This window comes from Mesorhizobium sp. P2_C5_2 (assembly GCF_056404535.1).
Genome location: NZ_JBFUDV010000009.1, coordinates 51,502 through 73,856, shown reverse-complemented (window position 1 = coordinate 73,856; position 22,355 = coordinate 51,502). Strand labels below are relative to the sequence as shown.

Here is a 22,355-nt window from a genome sequence, read left to right as displayed (position 1 = left end):
TGGATGGGGTGTCGGCGATGCAACCCGCAAGGCGGAAATTGGTGGCGAGAGGTGCCAAAAAACAGAGGCGCGCGCAGCCAACCGCCGCGCGCGCCCATAGCTGATACCGCATGGTCAATCCGGTTGGATGTCAGGCCGCCTGCAGCATGGCTTCGATGTCGGTCACTGTGCGATTGGTCAATGTCTTTGGGATCTCGGCCTGCACCTTGTCGGTGACTTCCTTGTGCAGCTTCTTGCGCATCGTGCCGAGCACCAGCGGTGGCGCGATCAGCACGATGTCGTCGAAGATGCCGTTGTGGGCGAACTTGTAGAGCCGGTCGGCGATCTCCTCGGCGAAGCGTTCCTTGCCCTGCCGGTGCCAGTCTGTATCCTCGCCAGTGCTGCGGTTGCCAGATGCGCCGTCATTGTAGCGGCCAGGGCTGTCGCTGCCTTGTTCGCGCGTTGCCGGATTGTCCTGTTTCATCTCCTGGAAGAGCCGCAGGTTCGGATAGAGGTTGTCGCCCTCGTTCTTCAGGAACAGCGCCTTTTCGCCATCGGCCACCATGACCAACAGGCCATGTCTCAGGTTGATTTTGCTCATCGCGCGCTCCTGTTTTAAGGTTCAGATCCAGCCGACGATTGTCAGCATCGGCAGGGTCAGAACGCGTGGCGGAGCGGGAACGTTCCACCCCTTCACGCGGAGCGGCGGCGGCTCCTCTCAGAGGCCGGCTTTACGATCTCGGCGGGGCGTTCTCCGGTCGGCGGCTTTAATCTACTAAATTTGTAGAATTTAGAAAAAACAATTTTGCCGCTTGGCCGCCTGACGGATAAAAGAGCCGCAGAACAAGGCCTGCGGCAGCTGCTTGAATCCGCTTGATATGCGGATGTGGAATATTTTTCTCTTGGCCTTCAGGCTTGCGGAAAACCGATTGCCTCCCGTGAGGGGATGCGCGAGTGGGTTCCTTCAGCTTTTTCACGCCCGCGCGTAAAACTGCCGTCTTGTTCCGGAATCTGTCTCTCATGTCGCAGGCCCATCCCAAGCTCAACGCGTTCCCCGTGTTCCTGCGGGTCGACGGCGAAGCCGTGGTGATCGTCGGCGGCGGCGCCGAGGCGCTGGCCAAGGCGCGGCTGCTCGATCAGTCGAGCGCTGCGCTGCGCGTCGTAACCGATGCTGCCGATGCCGAATTGCTGGTCTTCATCGCCGCGACGGGCGCCACCCACATTGACGCTCTCTACGATGCCGCGCATCTCGAAGGCGCGGTCATGGTGTTTGCCGCCAGCGGCGACGAGACGCTCGACCGCCGCGTGGCTGAAGATGCACGCCGGCTGGGTATCCCGGTCAACGCCGTCGACCGGCCGGAGCTTTGCGATTTCTTCACCCCGGCGCTGGTCAACCGCGCGCCGGTCGCCATAGCGATTGGTACTGAAGGCGCCGGCCCGGTGCTGGCGCAGATGCTGCGCAGTCGCATCGACCGCATGCTGTCGCCGTCGCTCGGGCCGCTGGCAACGCTCGCCGCCTCGTTCCGTGTCGCCGCCGAAAAGCTGCTGCCGAAAGGCAATGCCCGCCGGCAATTCTGGGGCAGTTTTTTCCAGGGCGCGCCGGCGCGCGCCGTCGAAGCCGGCAAGCTTTCGCAGGCGCATGACGCCGCCGTCGATCTTTTGTTGTCGAAAGCGCCGGCTGCGGGTCATATCGCCCTGGTCGGCGCCGGTCCCGGCGCCGAGGATCTTTTGACGCTGCGGGCGCATCGACTTTTGATGGAAGCCGACGTCATCGTCTATGACGCGCTGGTGCCGGAGGCGATCGTCGCCATGGGCCGCCGCGACGCCGAGCGACTGCCGGTCGGAAAGCGCAAGGGCTGCCACACCAAGAGCCAGGCCGAGATCAACGCGCTGCTGGTCGAACTTGGCCATGAAGGCAAGCGCGTCGTGCGGCTGAAGTCCGGCGACCCGCTGGTGTTCGGCCGCGCCGGCGAAGAGATGGCCGCACTGCGCGATGCCGGCATCGCCTATGACGTCGTCCCCGGCGTCACCGCAGCCTTCGCCGCCGCAGCCGATTTCGAACTGCCGCTGACGTTGCGGGGCGTGTCGTCGTCGATGGTGTTCACCACCGGCCACGACCTCAAGGGCAATTCGCTGCCCGACTGGGCCAAGCTCGCCATCTCCGGCGCCACCGTTGCCGTCTATATGGGCCGCTCGGTCGCGGCCGAGGTTGCCGGACGGCTGATCGAGGCCGGCCTGTCGCCGGACACGGCAGTGGCCGTGGTCGAGAATGCCAGCCTGCAAAACCGTCGCCGTTTCCACGGCACGCTGGCCGATTTGCCGTCGCTGGAAGCGCGCGCTGACCTGACCGGCCCGGTGATGACCATCATCGGCGACGCCGTTGCCGGCGCCAACTTTGAACGTTCCGAGCCGCTCGCGGCACATAAGCATGAGGGCGTTGCCGATACGGCCGCCGCAGAGGTCGAACAATGAAGATACTGACCGCAAACCGCCTCACCGACGGCATCGCCGTCTGGTACGCCGACGGCAGTTGGGCCGAGACGGTGGACCACGCCGATCTTGCCCACGACAAGGCGGCCGAGGATCGGCTGGAGGCGATCGGCGCCAAGGCCTATGCCGACAACGAAGTTGTCGACGTCAATCTGATCGATGCGGAAGTCGTCGATGGCGTCGTCGAGCCGGTGCGGCTGCGCGAAAAGATCCGCGCCGCCGGTCCGACCATCCGGGAAGATCTGGGCAAGCAGGCTGATCGGGCAGCCTAGCCAGAATACCAAGTGAAACGGGCGGACGCGCCCTGAAAGACGAAACATGTACCGTTACGATGAGTTCGACCACGATTTTGTCCAAGCCCGCGTCGCCGAGTTCAGCGACCAGGTCGAGCGCCGGCTGTCCGGCGAGATCACCGAGGAGCAGTTCCGGCCGCTCAGGCTGATGAACGGCGTCTACCTGCAACTGCACGCCTATATGCTGCGCATCGCGGTGCCCTATGGCACGCTGAACGGCGCCCAGCTGCGCATGCTCGGCCACATCGCGCGCAAATACGACAAGGGCTACGGCCATTTCACCACGCGGCAGAACATCCAGTTCAACTGGCCGGCGCTGTCGGACATTCCGGCGATCCTGGCCGATCTCGCCAGTGTGGAGATGCACGCCATCCAGACCAGCGGCAATTGCATCCGCAACGTCACCGCCGATCATTTCGCCGGTGCCGCCGCCGACGAGGTCGCCGACCCACGCCCCTATGCGGAAATCCTGCGGCAGTGGTCGTCGGTGCATCCGGAATTCTCGTTCCTGCCGCGCAAATTCAAGATCGCGGTGACCGGGGCGGAGCGCGACCGCGCCGCTATCCAGACGCATGACATCGGCTTGCATGTGAAAAAGAACGCCGCCGGCGAACTCGGCTTTGCCGTCTATGTCGGCGGTGGCCAGGGCCGCACGCCGATGGTGGCGAAGAAGATCCGCGATTTCCTGCCGGAGGCCGACCTGTTGTCCTACTGCACGGCGATCCTGCGCGTTTACAATCTCTACGGCCGCCGCGACAACAAGTACAAGGCGCGCATCAAGATCCTCGTGCACGAGACCGGCGTCGAGGAAATCACCCGCCAGGTCGAGGCCGAGTGGCAGGAATTGAAGGACGCCGAGCTGAAGCTGCCGGATGCCGACATCCGCGCCATCGACGCCTATTTCGCGCCGCCGACACTTGCTGACCGGCCGGAAGGCGACGCGGCGATCAAGCTGGCGCGGCTTGATTCCAAAAGCTTCTCGGACTGGCTCGACCAGAACGTCGTGACCCATCGCCATCCCGACTATGCGGCTGTGACGATTTCGCTGAAAGGCATCGGCGAAGTCCCGGGCGACGCCACCGACAGCCAGATGGAAGCGGTTGCCGACATCGCCGAGAAATACGCTTTCGACGAGTTGCGCGTCAGCCATGAGCAGAACCTGATCCTGCCGCATGTGGCGCGCGCCGATCTCAAGGCGGTCTATGACGCGCTGGTCGACATCGGTCTGGCGACAGCCAATTCCAATTTGATCAGCGACATCATTTCTTGCCCCGGCCTCGACTATTGTGCGCTGGCGACGGCGCGTTCGATCCCGATCGCGCAGGAGATATCGCTTCGCTTCGCTTCGCTCGAGCGGCAGCGCGAGATCGGCGAATTGAAGCTGAAGATCTCCGGCTGCATCAATGCCTGCGGCCATCATCATGTCGGCCATATCGGCATTCTCGGCGTCGAGAAGAAAGGCTCCGAGCTCTACCAGGTGACGCTTGGCGGCTCTGCCGACGAGAACACTTCCGTCGGCGAGATCATCGGCCGCGGCTTTTCCTCGGAAGAGATCACCGACGCCATCGAGCAGATCGTCGATACCTATCTCGGCCTTCGGCTTAATCCAAGTGAACGTTTTATCGACGCCTACCGCCGTGTCGGTCCCGCGCCGTTCAAGGAGGCGCTCTATGCTGGCGAAACCAAGGCCGCTTGACCGTATCGTCGACGTCGATGACAGCATCGCCGCGAAAGCGGCGGGCTTCGATGCGCTGTATGGGCATCTGAGCGCGCTCAAGATCATCGAACGCGCGGCGAAAGAGCTGTTTCACGACGAGATCGCCGCCGTGTCGTCCTTCGGCGCGGATTCGGCGGTGCTGCTGCACATGATCGCCAAGGTCGACCGCACGCTGCCCGTCATCTTCCTCGACACCGGCAAGCATTTCGAAGAGACGCTCGGCTATCGCGATGCGCTCGTCGCCGATTTCGGGCTAACCAACATCCGGGTGATCAAGCCGGAAGAGGCGGCGCTCGAACGGATCGATCCGACCGGCAATCTGCACCAAAGCAACACCGACGCCTGCTGCGACGTGCGCAAGGTCGAGCCGCTGGCGCGCGGCGTGGCGCCCTTCCGCGCCTGGTTCACCGGCCGCAAGCGCTTCCAGGCCGCGACGCGGTCGGCGCTGCCGGTGTTCGAGGCGGTCGGGCCGCGCGTGCGCATCAACCCGCTGGCGCATTGGACGACATCCGACCAGGCCGATTACATGCGCGCGCATGCGCTGCGCGAAAATCCGCTGGTCGCGTACGGCTATCTGTCGATCGGCTGCTTCCCGTGCACGCAGCCGGTGCAGCCGGGCGAGGACGCGCGCAGCGGCCGCTGGGCCGGTCATGCCAAGACCGAGTGCGGCATCCATCTGTCGGGCTTGGAGAAGTCGCTGACCGACGCTTCCCTTTAGGCTATGTAGATATTCAGGTGAGGCTGGCCTGTAAACGGCGGCTTCCACTAGGAGGCCGTCGATTTCGTGTGGACTGGCCTTCAGCGGACTTTCGATTTTTTGGGCTTTAGGAATTTTCGATGACTGAACCGACGACACCGGAGACCCGGCTCTGGACCCCGGAGGGTTTTCGCGAAGACGAATGGGCGCATGCCGAAAGCGCGGATGCGTTGTCAGGTAATGGCCGCTTCATCCTGCCGTTGCAGGCATTTCTCGGCCTCGATGCCGAGGTCCGGCGCTCGGCCAAGGAGCGGCTGGGCGTTTTGTTGCAACCTGGCGACCAGTTGGAAAAGATTGCGGATCTGCTCGACCAGCTGTCGCTGGTGGCGCTTGCCTTTCCGGCCTTCAACGATGGCCGTTCCTTCTCCAAGGGCGAGCTGCTGCGCAGCCGCTACCAGTTCGAGGGCGCCGTCCGCGCAACTGGCCAGGTGCTGGTCGACCAGCTGCCGCACATGCTGCGGCTCGGCTTCGACGAATTCGAGATTTCGAACCCGGTGCTGCTGAAACGGCTCGAAGAAGGCCGCATCGGCGGGCTGGGGCTGTATTATCAGCCGACCGAAGCGTCAGAGCCGAAGGGACCGAAATATTCCTGGCGGCGCGTTCGCGACAGCTGACGCAGCGGTAATTCCACCCGCCTTTACATCGGCTGAAATCAGGCCTTCTCTTGGCCGTCCGGACGGAAATATCCGCCGGCCAGGGAGGGAGACATGGATTTCGACTATGTCATCGCCGGCGGCGGCTCAGCCGGCTGCACGCTTGCCGCACGGCTCTCCGAAGATCCTTCGAAAACGGTCTGCCTGATCGAAGCCGGCGGTGAGGGCAGGAACCTGCTCATCCGCGCGCCGGCAGGCATCATCGCGCTGCTGCCCGGCCGGCCGAAGATCAACAATTGGGGATTGCAGACGGTGCCGCAGCAAGGGCTCGGCGGCCGCAAGGGCTACCAGCCGCGCGGCAAGGCGCTTGGCGGCTCCAGCGCCATCAATGCCATGCTCTACACGCGCGGCCACCGCGGCGACTATGACGAATGGGCCGGTCTCGGCTGCCAGGGCTGGTCGTGGGACGAGGTGCTGCCCTATTTCAAGCGCGCTGAAGGCAATCAGCGCGGCGCGGGTGCGCTGCATGGCGGCGACGGGCCGCTCAGGGTCGGCGAACAGCAGGAGCCGCGCCCGATCGCGCGCGCCTTTGTCGAGGCCTGCGGCGAAAACCAGATCCGCCGCAACGACGACTTCAACGGGCCGGAGCAGGAAGGGGCGGGGCTCTACCAGGTCACGCAATTCTGGGGCGGGGCCAGGAATGGCGAGCGCTGCTCGGCGGCGGCCGCCTATCTGCATCCGGCGATGAGCCGGCCGAACCTCACCGTCATCACCGGCGCGCATGCCACCGGCGTCGTGCTCGACGGCAAGCGCGCCACCGGGGTGCGTTATCGCAACGGCAACAGCGAGGCGGTGGCCAAAGCCAGGCGCGAGGTCATCGTCTGCGGCGGTGCCTTCGGCTCGCCGCAGCTCCTGCTGTTGTCCGGTATCGGTCCGGCGGATGAGCTTGCCGCGCAGGGCGTTGCCGTCGCCCATGAGTTGCCCGGCGTCGGCAAGAACCTGCAAGACCATCTCGACTTCATCCTGGCCTGGACATCGAAGAATGCCGACATGATGGGAATCGGCCTGCGCGGTCTGCCTGGCCTCATCGGGCACGTGCTGCGCTGGCGCAGAAACGGCACCGGCATGATTGCCACGCCCTATGCGGAAGGCGGCGCCTTCCTCAAATCCGATCCGGCGATCGACCGGCCCGATTTGCAGCTGCACTTCTGCATCGCCATTGTCGACGATCACGGCCGCAAGCTGCATCTGGGCTACGGCTTCTCCTGCCATGTCTGCGTGCTTCGGCCGCATTCCCGCGGCGAGGTCGGGCTGTCGAGCCCGGACCCGCTGGCGCCGCCGCGCATCGATCCACGCTTTTTGTCCGACGAGCGGGACGGCGACCTACTGCTCAAGGGGGTCAGGATGATGCGCGCCATATTGGAGGCGCCGGCGCTGGCAAAGTACCGCGACAAGGAAATCTACACCGCTGGCGTGTCCAGCGATGCCGAGCTGATGGCGCATATCAGGGCTCGCGCCGACACGATCTATCACCCCGTCGGCACCTGCAAGATGGGCGTCGACGCCATGGCCGTGGTCGATCCAGAGCTCAAGGTGCGCGGGCTACAGGGTTTGCGCGTGGTCGACGCGTCGGTGATGCCGACCTTGATCGGCGGCAACACCAATGCGCCGACCATCATGATTGCCGAGAAGGCGGCCGACATGGTCAGAGCCGCTGCCTGATTTTCCCGCCTCGTGGTCGGACCAACTGTGCTGTTTCTCCCTGGATGCGCTGCTCTGCCGCTCAGCTCAAGGCGTACAAACTCAATCTGGTCAGACCAATTGTGCGATTTGGGCTTTCCCTGTCGCGAGCCTGCCCTTAGGATAAGGCTATTATTTCACGATCCGAAATAATGGCCAGCAAGGGAGGATACCGGCATGGCAGGCAAGAAGATATTGATGCTCGTTGGCGAGTTCAGCGAGGAGTATGAGATTTTCGTCTTTGAACAGGCCATGCATGCGGTTGGCCATACGGTGCATGTCGTCTGCCCCGACAAGAAGGCCGGCGACATCTTGAAGACCTCGCTTCACGATTTCGAGGGGCACCAGACCTATACCGAAAAGCTCGGCCACGACTACATCCTCAACAAGACGTTTTCCGAGGTCGATCCGGCGCAATACGATGCCGTCTACGCCGCCGGCGGGCGCGGCCCCGAATATATCCGCATCGACAAAAGGGTGCAGGCGCTGGTCAGGCATTTCCACGAGACCGGCAAGCCGATCTTCACCATCTGCCATGGCGTGCAGATCCTGATCGCGGTCGACGGCGTGGTGCGCGGCCGGGAAGTCGCGGCGCTGCAATATTGCGAGCCTGAGGTGACGCTCGCCGGTGGCATATACATCGATGTTGCGCCGACCGGCGCCCATGTCGACGGCAATCTGGTATCGGCCAAAGGCTGGCCGGGCCTTGCAGCCTTCATGCGCGAATGCCTGAAGGTGCTGGGCACCGAGATCCGCGACGGCAAGGCGCTGATGCGCGACGAGCGCAAGGCTGCCTGAGCCGGTTTTTTGGGAGATGCCGCCGCGCCTTTGGTGCGGCGGTTTGTTCTAGGCTAAGGCCCGCGCTTCGCGAAACGAGATCAGCTTGCGGCGCTGTTCGTCCCACAGCGCCAGCTTGACGCAGCGCAGGCTGTCGAGCAGCGTGACGCGGCCGATGCCGCGCAGTTCCGGATAATCACGCAGCACTTCCTGCAGCCTGTAGCCCGGCACCTTGGCCGAGAGATGGTGGACGTGGTGGACGCCGATATTGCCGGTGAACCAGTTCAGCACCGGCGGCAGGTCGTAATAGGACGATCCGTGCAGCGCGGCATGCTGGAACTCCCACTCTTCGTCGTTAGCCCATTCCGTCTCCTCGAACTGGTGCTGGACGTAGAACAGCCAGATGCCGGCCGAACCGGCGAGAATGACGATGGGCAGATGGACCACCAGGAAAGCGCCGGGGCCGATCCACCAGATGAGTAGGGCCGCGGCAATCGCAATGGCGAGATTCGTCGTCATCGACGACACCCAGGGTGTCAGGCCGCCGCGCATCATGCCGATCGGCAGCCGCTGTTCGAAGATGAACAGCCAGATCGGGCCAAGGCCGAACATCACTAGCGGATGGCGGTAGAGCCGATAGGCAAGGCGTCCCCGCCAAGACAGCTTCCGGTATTCAGCAACCGTCAACGTCCTGATGTCGCCCATGCCGCGCTCGTCAAGATTGCCGGCGCTGGCGTGATGGGTGGCGTGCGCGCGCCGCCAACAATCGTAAGGGGTCAGCGTCAGCACGCCGAGCGCGCGGCCGATCCAGTCGTCGGCGGTGCGGTTGGCAAAGAAGGAGCCGTGGCCGCAATCGTGCTGGATCATGAAGATCCGCACCAGGAAGCCGGCGGCGGGGAGGATGAGGACCAGGCCCCACCAGTGGCCGTAGGAATAGGCGGCCGAAGAAAGCGCCCACAGCGTAACGAAAGGAATGAGGGTGATGGCAAGTTCGAGGGTGCTGCGCCGCCGGTCGGGCTTCTTGTAGCGCGCCAGAATCTTCAACCAGGCGCGCTTGCTGTTGGCGGCCGTCTCGGGGGAAATCATGTTCATCAGGAAGCATAGGCGTGGCTTGCCGCCACCGCAAGGCAAAGCTCACGCAAAATTACTGCGCGTAATTGTCGCGCGATTGCGTCGCTATTGCCGGCGTTGGCCGCCTGCCACGCTGGCTTCTATGCCGTCCAGACGGTCGAGCAGGTCCCGAAAATGCTCCGGAATGTCGGCCTCGGTTCGGAATGCCGGCAAGCTGCGCAGGAAGCGCTTCGTTGCCTCGGTGCCGAACTGGCGTCTGATGTCGGCGGCGAGCTCTTCGCTCCTGTTGCCGTTGTTGCCTGTCATTGTCCCAAAATCCTGTGTTGGCTTCGAAACTCCTCCGGCCTCGGAATGGTTCCCCCATAGCGGGGTATTGGCAAGCAAAGCCGGCGATCACGGTAAAATTTGAATTAATATCGAAAGATCTTTGCGATCCGTGCCAAGGTCCTCCGAACGGCTCCAAGCATCGCTTGCCCCTTGATTTTTGACCGCCAAACCTCGATATCGGGCGCAAATCCAAACCATTCGAATGACGGGAAACGGCGATGAGCGACCAGACAAAAGACGAACGCGCGCCCGAGGATATCGAAACGGCCGAGGCCGAGCGCACGCAAGGCGGCATCGACGGCGACTATGAAGCGCTGGTGCGGCTGCTGAAGGAAAACGAGGAATTGAAGGACCGCGCGTTGCGCGTTGCGGCCGAGATGGAAAATCTGCGCCGCCGCACCGCCCGCGACGTGCATGACGCGCGCACCTATGCGGTGGCCAATTTCGCCCGCGACATGCTTTCGGTCTCGGACAATCTGCGCCGCGCGATCGAAGCCATCCCCGCCGAGGCCAAGGCCGGCGGAGATGCCGGCTTCAAGGCGCTGATCGAGGGTGTCGACCTGACCGAGCGCGCCATGCTTTCCGCGCTCGAGCGGCATGGCGTGAAGAAACTGACGCCGGAAGGTGAGAAGTTCGACCCGAATTTCCACCAGGCGATGTTCGAGGTGCCCAATCCCGACGTGCCAGCCAACACCGTGGTCCAGGTCGTGCAGCCGGGCTATTCGATCGGCGAGCGGGTGCTGCGGCCAGCCATGGTCGGCGTCGCCAAGGGCGGCCCCAAGATCGCGGCCGCCGAGGCGCCGGTCGAGCCGGGTCCGGTGAACGATGAGGCCGAGAGGGATGCGTGATTAGGCAGTAGGCAGGTAGGCAGTAGGGAACAGGCAGGCGTATCAATCGCGCGGCTTCGTGTTATTCATACTTCCCCCAATTCCTAATCCCTATTGCCTCATGCCCTTAAACGCCATCGACCTCCTCGACTATGCCGGCGTCGCCGTCTTTGCCGCGACCGGGGCGCTTGCGGCTTCGCGCAAGCAGCTCGACATTATCGGCTTGCTGTTCCTGGCCAGCGTCACCGGCATCGGCGGCGGTACGCTGCGCGATGTCATCCTCAACCTGCCCGTCTTTTGGGTCGCCAACTCCGGCTATGTACTGATCTGCGCAGTGGTTGCGGTGCTGGTCTTCTTCATCGCTCACCGTGTCGAATCCCGCTGGAAATGGCTGCTCTGGCTCGATGCCATCGGATTGGCCGCCTTTTCGGTGATGGGCGCGGCCAAAGGGTTGGCGATCACCGGCTCGCCGGTTGTCTCCGTCATTATGGGCGTGCTGACCGCCACATTTGGCGGCATCCTGCGCGATCTGCTGGCCGGCGAGCCATCGGTGCTGCTTCGGCCCGAAATCTACGTCAGCGCGGCGCTCGCGGGCGCCGGCCTTTATACGCTTGGCGATCTTGCCGGTCTGCCGCCGCTCGCCTCTGATATCGCCGGTTTTGTCGCGGCTTTCCTGGTGCGCGGCGGCGCGCTCAAATTCGGCTGGACGTTTCCGTCCTACAAGAGTCGCCCGGGGCGGCGGCCGGAGGATATTCCGTGAAGAAGCGAATAGCGAATAGGGAGTAGCGAATAGTTGAACGGGACAAGGCCCGCGCAACTTTCTATTCGCTATTCGCTATTCGCTATCACGCCGCAAAGCGCTGGGCTTCGCCGCCATAATAGTTGACGTAGCGGGCGCCGATCTCCTTGACCGGCATCACCACGAACACATCGACGGTGGAGAATTCACGGTCGATGACGCAGCCGTCGCCGATGCGGGCGCCGACGCGCAGATAGCCTTTGACCAGCGGCGGCATGGCCGCAATCGCCGCCTTGGCGTTGACCGCCTCGATCGGCATCAGATCCATCGAGCAATAGCGCCCGGAGACAGCCCGCACATCCCAGGCCGAATTGGTGCGGCAGTGATGGGCAAGGTAGGTGAGCGCCTCTGCATGCGCCGCCGGCACCGTGCCGTGGAACGAGGCGCAGCCGGTCATCACGCCGATCTCATAGTGCTTGATGTAGGCCCAGATGCCTTGCCACAGCGCTTCGATGGTGCGCTTGGAGCGGTATTCCTTAAGAACGCAGGAGCGGCCGAGTTCGAGGAAGCGCTGGCCGGGATGCCGGGCAATGAGCTTGGTCAGCTCGAATTCGCCTTCGGAATAGAAGCCGCCGGCAGTCGCTGCGATTTCTTGCCGCAGCAGGCGGTACGTGCCGACGATGCGGCGGTGCTCGGGACCGGAGATCGAGGTGTCGAGCACCAGCAGATGGTCGCAGAGGGGGTCGAAACGGTCGGCGTCGCGCCGGTCCTGCGCCTGGAACAGATCCTTCCTGGCGCCGAGCTCGTCATAAAATACCCGGTAGCGCACTTCCTGCGCGGCAGCGATCTCGGCCTCGTTGCGGGCAAGCCGCACTTCGAGATTGCCGATCCGGCCCAGCGGAGCGCCTGTTGCGACGGCATCGGCGTTCCGCGCGGCGAGCAAAGCGCCGCCCGCGTTGGGCCGAGTGTCACATTCCGGCATAACTGTATGCACGAGTGATTCTCCTTCGAGCCATCCCTCTTGGCACGGGGATACGGTGTAGGTGCAACAGGATTGTGACAGTACCGTGATACGGCGTTACGGGCAATACTTCGTCGGCTGGCGAAAACCCTCAACCGGCTACCTTACGCGATGGGGAGGGGCCGCCAGGACGGCCTCAGGCGGCCACCTGGCCCTCGACGGCATGGACCAGCGCGTCGGGGTCGAGCGGCTTGGTGACGAAGCCGCTGGCGCCATGGGCGAGCACTGTGTGGCGGGTCTTTTCCTGGCTGTCGGCCGACAGCACCATGATCGGAACCGGCGGCACGGCCATTTCTTCCTCGTGCCGGCGGATGGCGGCAATCGCATCCAGCCCGTCCATCACCGGCATGTGCAAATCCATCAGCACCACGTCGAAGCGGTGTTTCATTCCGGCTTCGGTGACCGCCTCGACGGCCGCCTTGCCGTTGCCAACAACCTTGACCCGATGCCCTGCCTTCAAAAGCGTGGCGCGGGCCAGCATGGCGTTGATATCGTTGTCTTCGGCGATCAACACCGACAGGCCATGCTGGCGTCCGCCAACAGCCCGATGCGACGCGGCCCCGCTTTTTTCCGGCTTCTTGGGCAGGGGCAAAGCAGGGGCATGGCTGGTCAACAGCACGCGCATCAGCGTTTCGCCGCGCACTGGCCTTGCCAGGAAGGTGGCGTAGCCGCTGGCGCGGAATTCGCCAAGCATGCCGCGGTCGGTCGGCGCGATCAGCGTGATCGCCTCACAATCGGCAAAGCCGCTCTGGCGCAGGCGCTTGAGCAGCCTGCCGTCGCTGTCTTCCATGGCGGCGTCGATAAACAGCGCGTCGCAGTGTTCGGCGAACGGCGCTGCCTGAGGAGCAGTTGTAGCGAGGTCGATAGCGCCGCCATGGGCGCGGATGGTGCGGGCTATGGCATTGGCCTCGACAGCGTTCTTCGACACGATCACGGCGCGCCGGCCAGCGAGGATATTCTGCCGGTTCTGCGGCGCTTCGGTGGCCCCTGTGGCCGGGAGCTCGAAGACGAATTCCGATCCCTCGCCAAGCCGGCTCGACACCGAAATGGCGCCGCCCATGGCCGTCGCCAGGCGCCTCGATATGGCAAGGCCGAGGCCGGCGCCGCCATGGGTGCGGGTCGAGGTGCCGTCGGACTGTTCGAATTCCTCGAAGATGCGTTCCATGTCCTCTTCGCGCAGGCCAGGGCCGGTGTCGGCGACGGTGAAGCAGATGCGGTCGCTGGTCTCGGTGCGGACCCGCGCAACCGAGACCAGCACACCGCCGGTGTCGGTGAACTTGATCGCATTGCCGATGAGGTTGAGCAGCACCTGCCTGACCCTGCCGGGATCGGCCATGATCATCTGCGGCACGTCGGGTTCGACATGACAGCCGAGGCCAATGTTCTTGGCGAAGGCTTTCGCCGCCATCAGTTCGATGATGTTGTCGGCAACCTCGCGCAGCGATGTTGGCTGCGGCTCCGGGTCGAAGCGGCCGGCCTCGATCTTGGAGTAATCGAGCAAATCCTCGATCAGCGCCAAAAGGGCGCTGGCCGAGGTCGAGACGGCGGCGACATAGGTGCGCTGCTCCGGCGAGAGATTGGTGTCGGCCAGAAGCTTGGCCATGCCCATGATGCCGTTCATCGGCGTGCGGATCTCATGGCTGACTGTGGCGAGGAAGCGCGACTTGGCCTGGCTGGCATATTCGGCGCGCTCGCGCGCTGTAATCAGCGAAGATTCGGCGCGCTTGCGGGCGGTGATGTCGCGGGCAATCGCCCGGTGCGAGACGGCGCCGCTATCCTTGTCGCGCACCGACAGTTCGATCCACGAAAACCAGCGCGGACCGTTCGGCGTGCGGATGGAGACGTCGGTGGAACTCAGGCATTCGTGATCGGAAAAGGCGGCGTCGGGAACGACACCGACATCGATGCCGAGGTCAGCCAGCGTCCTGCCGGCAAGATCGCGCTGATCGGTTCCGACGAGGCCGGCGAAAACCTTGTTGGCATAGACGATGTTGCCGTCGCGGTCGCGGTGGACGACGAGATCGCCGAGCGCATCGATCAGCCCGCGAAAACGCTCCTCGCTCTCCTGCATCTCCCACATACGGTCGGCCAACGTCTCGATCTCGGCGCGGCTGCGGGCGGCGGTTTCGTCGAGCAAGGCGTTCGCGCGGTGTACGGTGCGGCGGCCGCGCAGATGCATGGCGACGCCGGCGAGGCCTGTCACCAGCAGGCCGATCGTGATGAAGATCGGCGCGCCGGTGAGGTGGGACAGGCCCGCCAGCACGACACTGGCGACGACCGTCAGGAACAGCAGGCCCTCGTGCGTGGCGCGCGGAAATTCCGGCGCCAGCGGCGGCGGGGCAACATGCTGCCGCCTAGGCGTCGCCGGGCTCGGCCCTTCGACGCTCTCGGCATGGCTCTTCTCTTTCCTGGCGGACTCCGCGATCATGCGGAAATCCTTGCCAGATAGAGATTATGGAAAAGCGCGGCGGATCGTTCGAATTTTAGCGGTCATGCATTTTTGCCGCTCGTTCTGGTGGCTTCGGGGCCTCACATATCCACGACCACGCGGCCTCTGATCTTGCCCTCGACGATGTCGTGGGCGGCGCCGATGATGCCGTCGAAACCGATGGTCGTCGACAGGCCGGCGAGCTTTTCCAGATCGAGATCGGTGCCGATGCGGCGCCAGGCTTCCAGGCGCACGGCCTTGGGCGCCATCACCGAATCGATGCCGAGCAAAGAGACGCCGCGCAGGATGAAGGGTGCAACGCTCGACGGCAGATCCATGCCGCCGGCCAGGCCGCAAGCGGCGACCGCGCCGCCATAGGCGGTCATCGACAGCACATTGGCCAGCGTGTGGCTGCCGACGGCATCGATGCCGCCGGCCCAGCGCTCCTTGGCCAGCGGCTTGGCCGGCTGAGAAAGCTCGTCGCGCGAAATCACTTCGGCGGCTCCGAGGTCGATCAGATAGGGGCTCTCGGCGTTGCGGCCCGTCGAGGCGATGACGTGGTAGCCGAGGCTGGACAGGATCGAGACCGCGACCGAACCGACGCCGCCGGCTGCCCCCGTCACCACCACTGGGCCGCGATCCGGCAGGATGCCGTGCCGCTCCAGCGCCATGACGCACAGCATCGCCGTATAGCCGGCGGTGCCGACCGCCATCGCGTCGTGCGCGCTGATGCCGTCGGGCAGCGGCACCAGCCAGTCGCCCTTGACGCGGGCGCGTCCGGCATAGGCGCCAAAATGCGTTTCGCCGACGCCCCAGCCGTTGAGGATCACCTTGTCGCCCTTGCGCCAGTCGGCATGCGACGACGAGAGGACGGTACCGGCAAAATCGATGCCCGGCACCAGCGGCCAACGGCGGATCACCGGCGCCTTGCCCGTGATGGCCAGCCCGTCCTTGTAATTGACCGTCGTCGCCTCGACCGCGACGGTGACGTCGCCTTCCATCAGCTCGGCTTCGCTGAAATCGACGATCCCGACCGATTGCTTCTTTTCGGCGTCGCGAGAAACGAGGATGGCTTTGAAGGTTTCGGACACTTTTTTCTCCTCGGTCGAGCAATAGCTGGCCGGACTGTGCGGCGACCGTCCGGCGAGGTCAATTGGTCAAAAGAGGCGGGCGTTCAAGCGTCGGGATTTTGCGGTTTGGCCTCGCGCCGCCAGCCGATGAACTCTTCGAAGACGACCAGCGCGGCACCCACCGAAATAAAGGCGTCTGCGAGGTTGAAGACGGCGAAGGACCATACCGGCGTGTGGAACAATATGTAATCGATGACATGGCCGTAGACGGCGCGGTCGATCAGATTGCCGATCGCGCCGCCGATGATCAGGGCAAAACCGATGCGGGCCAGCACATGGCCGGCCGGGGTGCGCGTCGCCAAATAAAGCACGAAGGCGACGACCACGACGGCGATGACGACCAGTCCGGTGTCGCCGAAGGAGGAGAACATCGAGAAGGCGATGCCGGTGTTGTAGGTGCGAAACAGCGCCAGGAACGGCACCAGATCGAGCTTTTCCTGGAAAGCGAGGCCGGTCTCCACCAGATGCTTTATCCACTGGTCAAGCGCGATTGCCACCACCACCAGCAGCGCGTAGGGGGACCATGATTTCACGATTTGGCGTCCTCGGGAGCAAGCTTCAGCGCGCCGCGCCGGATCTCGAAAAGCATGACGCCGGTGGCGACCGCCAGGTTGAGCGAATCGGCGCGGCCGGCCTGCGGAATCCGGAGCAGCCGGTCGCAGCTTTCGGCCAGATTGTCGGGCAGGCCCTGCTGCTCATTGCCCATCATCAAGAGCACCGGACCTCTGGAGAAATCGACCGAGCGGTAGTCGACCGCCCCTTTCAGGTGGGTGCCGACGACGAGGCCTGAAAAGCTGTTTCGCCAGGCAAGAAATGCTTCCGGCGTCGCCTTGGTTACCGGCACGGCGAAGATCGAGCCCATGGTGGCACGCACGGTTTCGACGGAGAAAGGGTCGGTGGTCTCGCCGACCAGGATGACACCCTTGGCGCCGACGGCATCGACGGTGCGGATGACGGTGCCGAGATTGCCGGGATCGCGCACCCGGTCGAGCGCCACCCAGACGTCGCCATCGTGAGCGCGGATGTCTCTCAACGGCAGCAGTTTCTGCTGGAAGACGCCGACCACCATTTGTGGATTGTCGCGGCGGGTGATGGCGACCAGCACTTTTTCCGACACTTCGAGCACGGTGCCGCCGGCGGCAACCGTGCGCGCCGCTACCTTCTCGACCGCTGCATTGCCGCGTCCGGCCTTGGCGAAGACCAGCGTCCTTATCGACCAGCCGAGATCGAGCGCGTCGATCACCAGCTTCAGCCCTTCGGCCATGAAGGCGTTCTGCTGGTCGCGGAATTTCTTCTGCGCGAGCGCCTTGATGTCCTTGATCAGCGGGTTGGCGAGGCTGGTGACTTCCTTGACCTGCCCCGGCGCGCCGGCGTGCCGCTCATTCATTTATGACACCCGGGCATTCAGGACTCCCGGACATTCAGGCCACCCAGCGCGAAAACAGCGATGTCGACAGCGCCCGGCCGGCGGATTGCTCGCGGATGATGAGTTCGCCTGACTCAACCGTGCCGCCCATGCCGGCAAAGGTATCGCGCATCAAGGCATGGATGGCGAAGAAGGAGGCGCGGATCGAATAGGCGGTCAGCACCACGGCCAGCGGCTTCGGCGTCAGGATCGCGCGGCAGAGATCGGTCAGGCCGGGCAGATCCTCGAACAATTGCCAGACCTCACCCTTGGGGCCGCGGCCATAGGCGGGCGGGTCGAACAGGATGATGTCATAGCGGCTGCCGCGGCGCTCCTCGCGCTCGGCGAATTTCACCGCGTCGTCGACGATCCAGCGGATCGGCTTGCTGCCGAGCCCCGCCATTTCCTGGTTCTCGCGCGCCCAGCCGATCGCCTTCTTGGAGGCGTCGACATGGGTGACCTCGGCGCCGGCGCGGGCTGCCACCAGAGAGGCGAGGCCAGTATAGCCGAACAGGTTCAGCACCTTGACTGGGCGCTTGGCGGCTGCGATCAGGCTAGCCATATGGTCCCAGTGCGAGGCCTGCTCGGGGAAGACGCCGACATGGCGAAACGAGGTGAAGCGGCCGAGATAGTCGATGCCGTCGTGCTTCATCGGCCAGGTCTCGCCGAGCGGCGTTTTGGGAAAGCGCCAGCGGCCGATACCTTCCTCGTCGGTGTCGCCGGTGAAGACGGCGTCTGCGCGGTCCCAGTCCCTGGCCGGCAAGGCCTTTTGCCAGATCGCCTGGCCTTCGGGCCGCACGATGCGGTAGGGCCCGTATTGTTCGAGTTTTTCGCCGGCGCCACTGTCCAGCAGCGCATAATCCTGATTGGGCGCCACTTCGAGGATCACCGGCAGGCGTTCAGCGGGCAGAGCGCCGTCGCGGCGCGCAAGGATGCGCGGCGCAGGCTTGGGATCAGACCGGTCGTCCGGTTTTGTTTCGTAGCGTTGCGGTTTGGCTTCCAGTCGCACTGGCGCAGCGGCCGGCTGCGGCCGCGCGTGTTCGGCCCTGCCCTTTGCGGGCGGGCGGTTGTCGCGGCGTTTGTCGCGAAAAGACTTCAAGCAGGAGCGTCTCCGGAGGCGGCTGGCCGCTTTTGACATAGGGTCACCGGCTGCGCAAACAAAATGGTCCAGCATACGAATGTCTGAGGTGGTGGACCTCGCCGAGGAAACAGGCAAATCTGGAATCATGTCCCGTTCCGAACGCCTGCTCGACCTGATTCAGATCCTGCGCCGGCATCGCCGGCCGGTCAGCGGCCGCACGCTTGCCGGCGAGATGGGCGTTTCGATCCGCACGCTCTATCGCGACATCGCTACGCTGCAGGGGCAAGGCGCGCCGATCGAGGGCGAGGCTGGGCTGGGCTATGTGCTGAAGCCCGGCTTCATGCTGCCGCCGCTGATGTTCACCGACGAGGAGATCGAGGCCATTGTGCTGGGATCGCGCTGGGTTGCCATGCAACCGGACAAGCGTCTTTCGGCGGCCGCCGCCGACGCGCTGGCCAAGATCGCCGCCGTGCTGCCAGACGATCTGCGCGAGGATCTCGATGCGACCACGCTGCTGGTCGGGCCGCGCGGCGAGGCGGTCGAAAGCATCGATCTCGGCACGGTGCGCCAGGCGATCCGCAATGAGAGAAAACTCGGCTTTCTCTATCGCGACGCTGGCGGCGCCGCTTCCGAGCGCATGGTCTGGCCGTTCGCGCTCGGCTTCTTCGATAAGGTGCGGGTGGTGGTGGCCTGGTGCGAGACGCGCCAGGACTTCAGGCATTTTCGCGCCGACCGCATGTCCGGTCTCAGCGCAACCGACATCCGCTACCCTCGCCGCCGCCAGGCGCTGCTCAAGGAATGGCGGGTGGTCGACAGGCTGCGCAGTCGATGATGGCTGCTGCCAGAATCTGACAGTAGGCAGTCCTATGGTCGCCAAGTCGAAACATTCAACTTGGAGACAGACCCATGGCAACCCCGAATTTCGTCATCCTTTATGTCGATCAGCCGCAGCAGAGCGGCGCTTTCTACACCGCTTTGCTCGGCCGTGAGCCGGTGCAGAGTTCACCGACCTTCGTGTTGTTTGCGCTCGACAACGGGCTGATGTTTGGGCTGTGGTCGCGCCACACTGTCGAGCCGGCGGCAAGTGCAGCCGGTGGCGGCGGCGAGGTCGCCTTCGCGGTCGGTGACATCGCCACCGTCGCAGCAACGCATGACGAATGGGCGCAGCGCGGCCTGAAAATCCTGCAGGCGCCGGTCGATATGGATTTTGGCCACACCTTCGTCGCGCTCGATCCCGATGGTCATCGCCTGCGCGTCTTCTGCCCGAACGATTGAGGACAACAACCATGACCAAATACTGGATCGCGGTTGCGTCCGCCGAACATGTGCGGCGCGGCCGCGAGGCCGGCTTCATGCAGGTCAATCACGGCAAGGCCGCGCCCCTGCGCCGCATCAAGCCCGGCGATGCTGTTGTCTACTATTCGCCGACCACAGTTCTGCGCGAGAAGGACGGCCTGCAGTCCTTCACTGCGGTTGGCACCGTGCGCGAAGGCGAGCCCTACCAGGGCGACATGGGCGCCGGCTTCACGCCGTTCCGGCGTGACGTCGAATGGACCAAGGCAAAGGAAGCGCCGATCAAGCCGCTGCTCGAACAACTCGACTTCACCGCGGGCAAATCGAACTGGGGCTATCAGCTGCGCTTCGGCCTGTTCGAAATCACCGCGCATGATTTCTCGCGGATCGCCGAGGCGATGGGCGCTGAACCCACGAAGGCAGGCTGAGGTCTTTAGCCGCCGGACCGGCACGGCAAATGATGACAAGGCTGCTGACAGCAAGTTGTCAGCAGCCTTGTGCGACAAGCGATTGTTGTCAGATTCCGTTGCGCTTGCCCCAGGAGAATAAAATGGACTTCGTCTCGATCCGCATCATCACTGACCAGATCAAGCCTCTGGTGGCATTCTACGAGACGATCACCGGCCTGACCGCAACCTGGTTCACTCCGGATTTCGCCGAACTGGCAACGCCTCCTGCACGCTGGCGATCGGCAGCACGCGCACCCTGGCGCTGTTCGGGGCTGATGTGGCGCAGCCAGCCGCCAACCGTTCGGTGATCATCGAGTTTCGCGTCGGCGATGTCGACGCGGAGTACAGCAGGTTGGCGAAAATCGTCGGCGGCTTCGTGCAGACGCCGACGACGATGCCATGGGGTAACCGGTCGCTGCTGCTGCGCGATCCCGATGGCAATCTGGTGAACTTCTTCACCCCGGTCAGCGCGGAAGCGATCCGGAAGTTCGATCGCAAGGCTGGCGCCTTGGCGCCGGCAGACGCTACGGCTTGAGAGCGTTGTAGACGGCAATGCCGGCCGCAAGGTCCTCGAGCGCGGCGCCGACCGACTTGAACAGCGTGATCTCGCCTGCGTCCTGCCGGCCCTGTTTCTCGCCGCGCGCCAGTTCATGTAAATCGGCGACGATGGCCTCCGGTTTCAGCACGCCGGAGGCGAGCGGCTGGACGATGTCGCCTGCTTCCTTGGTGGCGCCGGCGCGGGTGTCGACATAGATGCGGGCGCGCGTGATTGCATCATCGTCGCTTTCGCGCATGATCGGCGTGAAGCCGCCGACCAGATCGATATGCGCGCCTGCTTTCAGCAGCGCGCCTTTGACGAGTGGCGTCGTCGTGATCGTCGCCGATGAGACGATGTCGGCCTGACCAAGCTCGGCGTCGAGATCGCTGGCTGCTTCAGCCGCAAAACCGTCCTTGCGCAAATCGGCCGCGACCTTTTCCGCGTTGGCCGGCGTGCGGTTCCAGATGCGAATGGTCTTGATCGGCCGCACCGCGGAATGCGCCTTGGCGAGGAATGGCGACAGCGCGCCGGCGCCGACCACCAAGAGCCGCGAGGCGTCCTGGCGGGCGAGATAGGAGGCGGCCAGAGCCGAGGCGCAAGCGGTGCGCCACTGCGTCAGCCGCTGGCCGTCGATCAGCGCCTCGGGCTCGCCGGTGGCGCCGTTGAGCAGGAGATAGAGCCCCATCACCGCCGGTTTGCCGATGGCGTTGTTGTCGGGCGATACGGTGACGATCTTGACGCCGATATGGCCGCCAACCGAGGTGCCCGCAGCATGGAAGTCGGTCCAGGCCGGCATCAAAAGCAGCGTGGACGTAGCACCGTCCGGCCGCTCGACCCCGTGATGATGCCGGACGGGTTGAACAGCACCCTCGCGGAAGGCCGCGCGCAATGTCTCGACCAGTCCGGGAAAGGTCAGCGCCTGGTCGACAGCGTCGGCCGAAATGGTCAGCATGCAAAACTCCGCGAAGATAAAGGCGCCGGCTCAGGCCGTTGGCTTCGGCAGCGCCGTCCCCTGGCCTGAGCCTTGCGGCGCGGCCGGCACGCGGCTGACCGCCTGGCGCAAATTCTCGGCCTCGACACCGCGCTGGCGCGCCAGCTTGCGGTAGCGGCCCTGCTTGACCCAGGTCGCCAGGCTGCCGACGACCATGCCGATGGCGAGCGCCACGAACAGGAAGATGAACAGCGGCAAGTTCAGCGTCAGCTTCGGGTTGCCGGGGTTGAACGGGTCGAGCGTGAAGGCGACCAGTTCGCGGTTGGCGACGGCCAGCGCAATCAGGATGACGGCCAGCGGCACGAAGACCACGATAAGTATGAAGCGGTTGAACATAGAGATTCCTTGGGGAGGGCAGGCCTTGAGAAGGCCGACGCGTCAAGTCCGCGCTTATTTGCCGCCGTTCAGCCTTTCACGCAATTCCTTGCCGGTCTTGAAGAACGGCACCCACTTCTCCTCGACCTCGACGGATTCGCCGGTGCGCGGGTTGCGGCCGGTCCGGGCAGGGCGGTTTTTCACCGAAAAAGCGCCGAAGCCGCGCAACTCCACCCGGTTGCCTTCGGCAAGGGCATCAGTGATCTCGTCGAATATCGCCCCCACGATGTTTTCGACGTCGCGCAGGAAAAGATGCGGGTTGCGCGTGGCAATGATCTGCACAAGCTCGGATTTGATCATCAGAAAGGTCCCCGTGAAAGCGCTGCGGTCAAAT

The 22,355-nt window shown here is 64.2% G+C and carries 27 protein-coding genes; 14 read left to right on the top strand and 13 right to left on the bottom strand.

What is annotated here, in order from left to right; all coding sequences use genetic code 11:
- Positions 1 to 130: 130 nt before the first annotated feature.
- Both AC1D1B_RS27915 and AC1D1B_RS27910 read right to left on the bottom strand, forming a co-directional pair.
- On the bottom strand, positions 131 to 580 hold the full coding sequence (locus AC1D1B_RS27915) for a baeRF12 domain-containing protein (protein ID WP_477336279.1): 450 nt from the start codon (positions 578 to 580) through the stop codon (positions 131 to 133).
- 166 nt (positions 581 to 746) lie between these two features.
- Entirely contained in the window at positions 747 to 1,001 is a 255-nt protein-coding gene (locus AC1D1B_RS27910) for a hypothetical protein (RefSeq protein ID WP_477336277.1), read from the bottom strand.
- Here AC1D1B_RS27910 and cysG point away from each other — a divergent pair.
- The 7 genes from cysG (at position 1,000) to AC1D1B_RS27875 (ending at position 8,367) form a co-directional block, all read left to right on the top strand.
- Complete coding sequence (cysG, locus tag AC1D1B_RS27905; RefSeq protein ID WP_477336275.1) at positions 1,000 to 2,451, top strand: siroheme synthase CysG; 1,452 nt, start codon at positions 1,000 to 1,002, stop codon at positions 2,449 to 2,451. The two genes, AC1D1B_RS27910 and cysG, sit on opposite strands and share 2 nt — an antisense overlap.
- Positions 2,448 to 2,741, top strand: coding sequence for a DUF2849 domain-containing protein (locus AC1D1B_RS27900; RefSeq protein WP_477336273.1), 294 nt, complete (start codon positions 2,448 to 2,450; stop codon positions 2,739 to 2,741). Before cysG ends, AC1D1B_RS27900 begins: the two co-directional genes overlap by 4 nt.
- A gap of 46 nt (positions 2,742 to 2,787) precedes the next feature.
- Positions 2,788 to 4,458: a nitrite/sulfite reductase gene (locus tag AC1D1B_RS27895; protein WP_477336271.1), complete on the top strand. Its 1,671-nt coding sequence runs from the start codon at positions 2,788 to 2,790 to the stop codon at positions 4,456 to 4,458.
- Positions 4,433 to 5,197, top strand: a complete 765-nt coding sequence (locus AC1D1B_RS27890) for a phosphoadenylyl-sulfate reductase (protein ID WP_477336269.1) — start codon at positions 4,433 to 4,435, stop codon at positions 5,195 to 5,197. Before AC1D1B_RS27895 ends, AC1D1B_RS27890 begins: the two co-directional genes overlap by 26 nt.
- Positions 5,198 to 5,316: 119 nt before the next feature.
- Complete coding sequence (locus tag AC1D1B_RS27885; RefSeq protein ID WP_477336267.1) at positions 5,317 to 5,850, top strand: DUF934 domain-containing protein; 534 nt, start codon at positions 5,317 to 5,319, stop codon at positions 5,848 to 5,850.
- A gap of 93 nt (positions 5,851 to 5,943) precedes the next feature.
- The gene (locus AC1D1B_RS27880) at positions 5,944 to 7,551 is read left to right on the top strand and encodes a GMC family oxidoreductase (RefSeq protein ID WP_477336265.1); all 1,608 of its coding nucleotides are present in this window, start codon (positions 5,944 to 5,946) and stop codon (positions 7,549 to 7,551) included.
- 195 nt (positions 7,552 to 7,746) lie between these two features.
- On the top strand, positions 7,747 to 8,367 hold the full coding sequence (locus tag AC1D1B_RS27875) for a DJ-1/PfpI family protein (RefSeq protein WP_142868981.1): 621 nt from the start codon (positions 7,747 to 7,749) through the stop codon (positions 8,365 to 8,367).
- A 48-nt stretch (positions 8,368 to 8,415) separates the two neighbouring features.
- Here the strand turns inward: AC1D1B_RS27875 and AC1D1B_RS27870 are convergent, their stop codons facing one another.
- Together AC1D1B_RS27870 and AC1D1B_RS27865 are read right to left on the bottom strand one after the other, a co-directional pair.
- The gene (locus AC1D1B_RS27870) at positions 8,416 to 9,438 is read right to left on the bottom strand and encodes a fatty acid desaturase (protein WP_477336263.1); all 1,023 of its coding nucleotides are present in this window, start codon (positions 9,436 to 9,438) and stop codon (positions 8,416 to 8,418) included.
- An 84-nt stretch (positions 9,439 to 9,522) separates the two neighbouring features.
- The gene (locus AC1D1B_RS27865) at positions 9,523 to 9,723 is read right to left on the bottom strand and encodes a hypothetical protein (RefSeq protein WP_477266854.1); all 201 of its coding nucleotides are present in this window, start codon (positions 9,721 to 9,723) and stop codon (positions 9,523 to 9,525) included.
- Between the two features lie 239 nt (positions 9,724 to 9,962).
- On the opposite strand from AC1D1B_RS27865, the gene grpE reads away from it, so the two are divergent.
- Positions 9,963 to 10,592 (top strand): nucleotide exchange factor GrpE, encoded by a 630-nt coding sequence (gene grpE, locus AC1D1B_RS27860; protein WP_477336261.1) that lies wholly within the window; start codon positions 9,963 to 9,965, stop codon positions 10,590 to 10,592.
- 100 nt (positions 10,593 to 10,692) lie between these two features.
- Positions 10,693 to 11,331, top strand: coding sequence for a trimeric intracellular cation channel family protein (locus AC1D1B_RS27855; protein WP_477336259.1), 639 nt, complete (start codon positions 10,693 to 10,695; stop codon positions 11,329 to 11,331).
- 85 nt (positions 11,332 to 11,416) lie between these two features.
- On the opposite strand, the gene olsB is transcribed toward AC1D1B_RS27855, so the two are convergent.
- From olsB to AC1D1B_RS27825, 6 genes are all read right to left on the bottom strand, one after another.
- Positions 11,417 to 12,292 (bottom strand): l-ornithine N(alpha)-acyltransferase, encoded by an 876-nt coding sequence (olsB, locus tag AC1D1B_RS27850; RefSeq protein WP_210285015.1) that lies wholly within the window; start codon positions 12,290 to 12,292, stop codon positions 11,417 to 11,419.
- Positions 12,293 to 12,467: 175 nt separating this feature from the next.
- Entirely contained in the window at positions 12,468 to 14,759 is a 2,292-nt protein-coding gene (locus tag AC1D1B_RS27845) for a response regulator (protein ID WP_477336257.1), read from the bottom strand.
- 101 nt (positions 14,760 to 14,860) lie between these two features.
- A complete protein-coding gene (gene acuI / locus AC1D1B_RS27840; RefSeq protein WP_477336255.1) occupies positions 14,861 to 15,850 on the bottom strand; it encodes an acrylyl-CoA reductase (NADPH) in 990 nt (329 codons plus the stop codon).
- An 83-nt stretch (positions 15,851 to 15,933) separates the two neighbouring features.
- Positions 15,934 to 16,422, bottom strand: a complete 489-nt coding sequence (lspA, locus tag AC1D1B_RS27835) for a signal peptidase II (RefSeq protein WP_477336253.1) — start codon at positions 16,420 to 16,422, stop codon at positions 15,934 to 15,936.
- The gene (locus AC1D1B_RS27830; RefSeq protein WP_181059532.1) at positions 16,419 to 17,276 is read right to left on the bottom strand and encodes a TrmH family RNA methyltransferase; all 858 of its coding nucleotides are present in this window, start codon (positions 17,274 to 17,276) and stop codon (positions 16,419 to 16,421) included. Before AC1D1B_RS27830 ends, lspA begins: the two co-directional genes overlap by 4 nt.
- Before the next feature lie 34 nt (positions 17,277 to 17,310).
- Complete coding sequence (locus tag AC1D1B_RS27825) at positions 17,311 to 18,393, bottom strand: RsmD family RNA methyltransferase (protein ID WP_477336251.1); 1,083 nt, start codon at positions 18,391 to 18,393, stop codon at positions 17,311 to 17,313.
- Between the two features lie 127 nt (positions 18,394 to 18,520).
- Between AC1D1B_RS27825 and AC1D1B_RS27820 the strand changes: the two genes are divergently transcribed.
- From AC1D1B_RS27820 to AC1D1B_RS27800, 5 genes are all read left to right on the top strand, one after another.
- Positions 18,521 to 19,207: a helix-turn-helix transcriptional regulator gene (locus tag AC1D1B_RS27820; RefSeq protein ID WP_477336249.1), complete on the top strand. Its 687-nt coding sequence runs from the start codon at positions 18,521 to 18,523 to the stop codon at positions 19,205 to 19,207.
- A 74-nt stretch (positions 19,208 to 19,281) separates the two neighbouring features.
- Positions 19,282 to 19,650 carry a VOC family protein gene (locus tag AC1D1B_RS27815; RefSeq protein ID WP_477336248.1) on the top strand — a complete coding sequence of 123 codons (369 nt, stop codon included), beginning with the start codon at positions 19,282 to 19,284 and terminating at the stop codon, positions 19,648 to 19,650.
- 11 nt (positions 19,651 to 19,661) lie between these two features.
- On the top strand, positions 19,662 to 20,096 hold the full coding sequence (locus AC1D1B_RS27810) for an EVE domain-containing protein (RefSeq protein WP_477336246.1): 435 nt from the start codon (positions 19,662 to 19,664) through the stop codon (positions 20,094 to 20,096).
- Positions 20,097 to 20,218: 122 nt separating this feature from the next.
- Positions 20,219 to 20,425, top strand: coding sequence for a hypothetical protein (locus AC1D1B_RS27805; RefSeq protein ID WP_477336244.1), 207 nt, complete (start codon positions 20,219 to 20,221; stop codon positions 20,423 to 20,425).
- On the top strand, positions 20,395 to 20,652 hold the full coding sequence (locus tag AC1D1B_RS27800) for a VOC family protein (protein ID WP_477336242.1): 258 nt from the start codon (positions 20,395 to 20,397) through the stop codon (positions 20,650 to 20,652). The genes AC1D1B_RS27805 and AC1D1B_RS27800 overlap by 31 nt, the downstream gene beginning before the upstream one ends.
- Here the strand turns inward: AC1D1B_RS27800 and lhpI are convergent.
- The 3 genes from lhpI to AC1D1B_RS27785 are packed head-to-tail and all read right to left on the bottom strand — an operon-like array spanning position 20,642 to position 22,321.
- Positions 20,642 to 21,607, bottom strand: a complete 966-nt coding sequence (gene lhpI / locus AC1D1B_RS27795) for a bifunctional Delta(1)-pyrroline-2-carboxylate/Delta(1)-piperideine-2-carboxylate reductase (RefSeq protein ID WP_477336240.1) — start codon at positions 21,605 to 21,607, stop codon at positions 20,642 to 20,644. The genes AC1D1B_RS27800 and lhpI overlap by 11 nt on opposite strands.
- A 30-nt stretch (positions 21,608 to 21,637) precedes the next feature.
- Positions 21,638 to 21,982 (bottom strand): DUF1049 domain-containing protein, encoded by a 345-nt coding sequence (locus AC1D1B_RS27790; RefSeq protein WP_477266866.1) that lies wholly within the window; start codon positions 21,980 to 21,982, stop codon positions 21,638 to 21,640.
- 54 nt (positions 21,983 to 22,036) lie between these two features.
- Complete coding sequence (locus AC1D1B_RS27785) at positions 22,037 to 22,321, bottom strand: integration host factor subunit beta (protein WP_006200394.1); 285 nt, start codon at positions 22,319 to 22,321, stop codon at positions 22,037 to 22,039.
- Positions 22,322 to 22,355 lie beyond the last annotated feature (34 nt).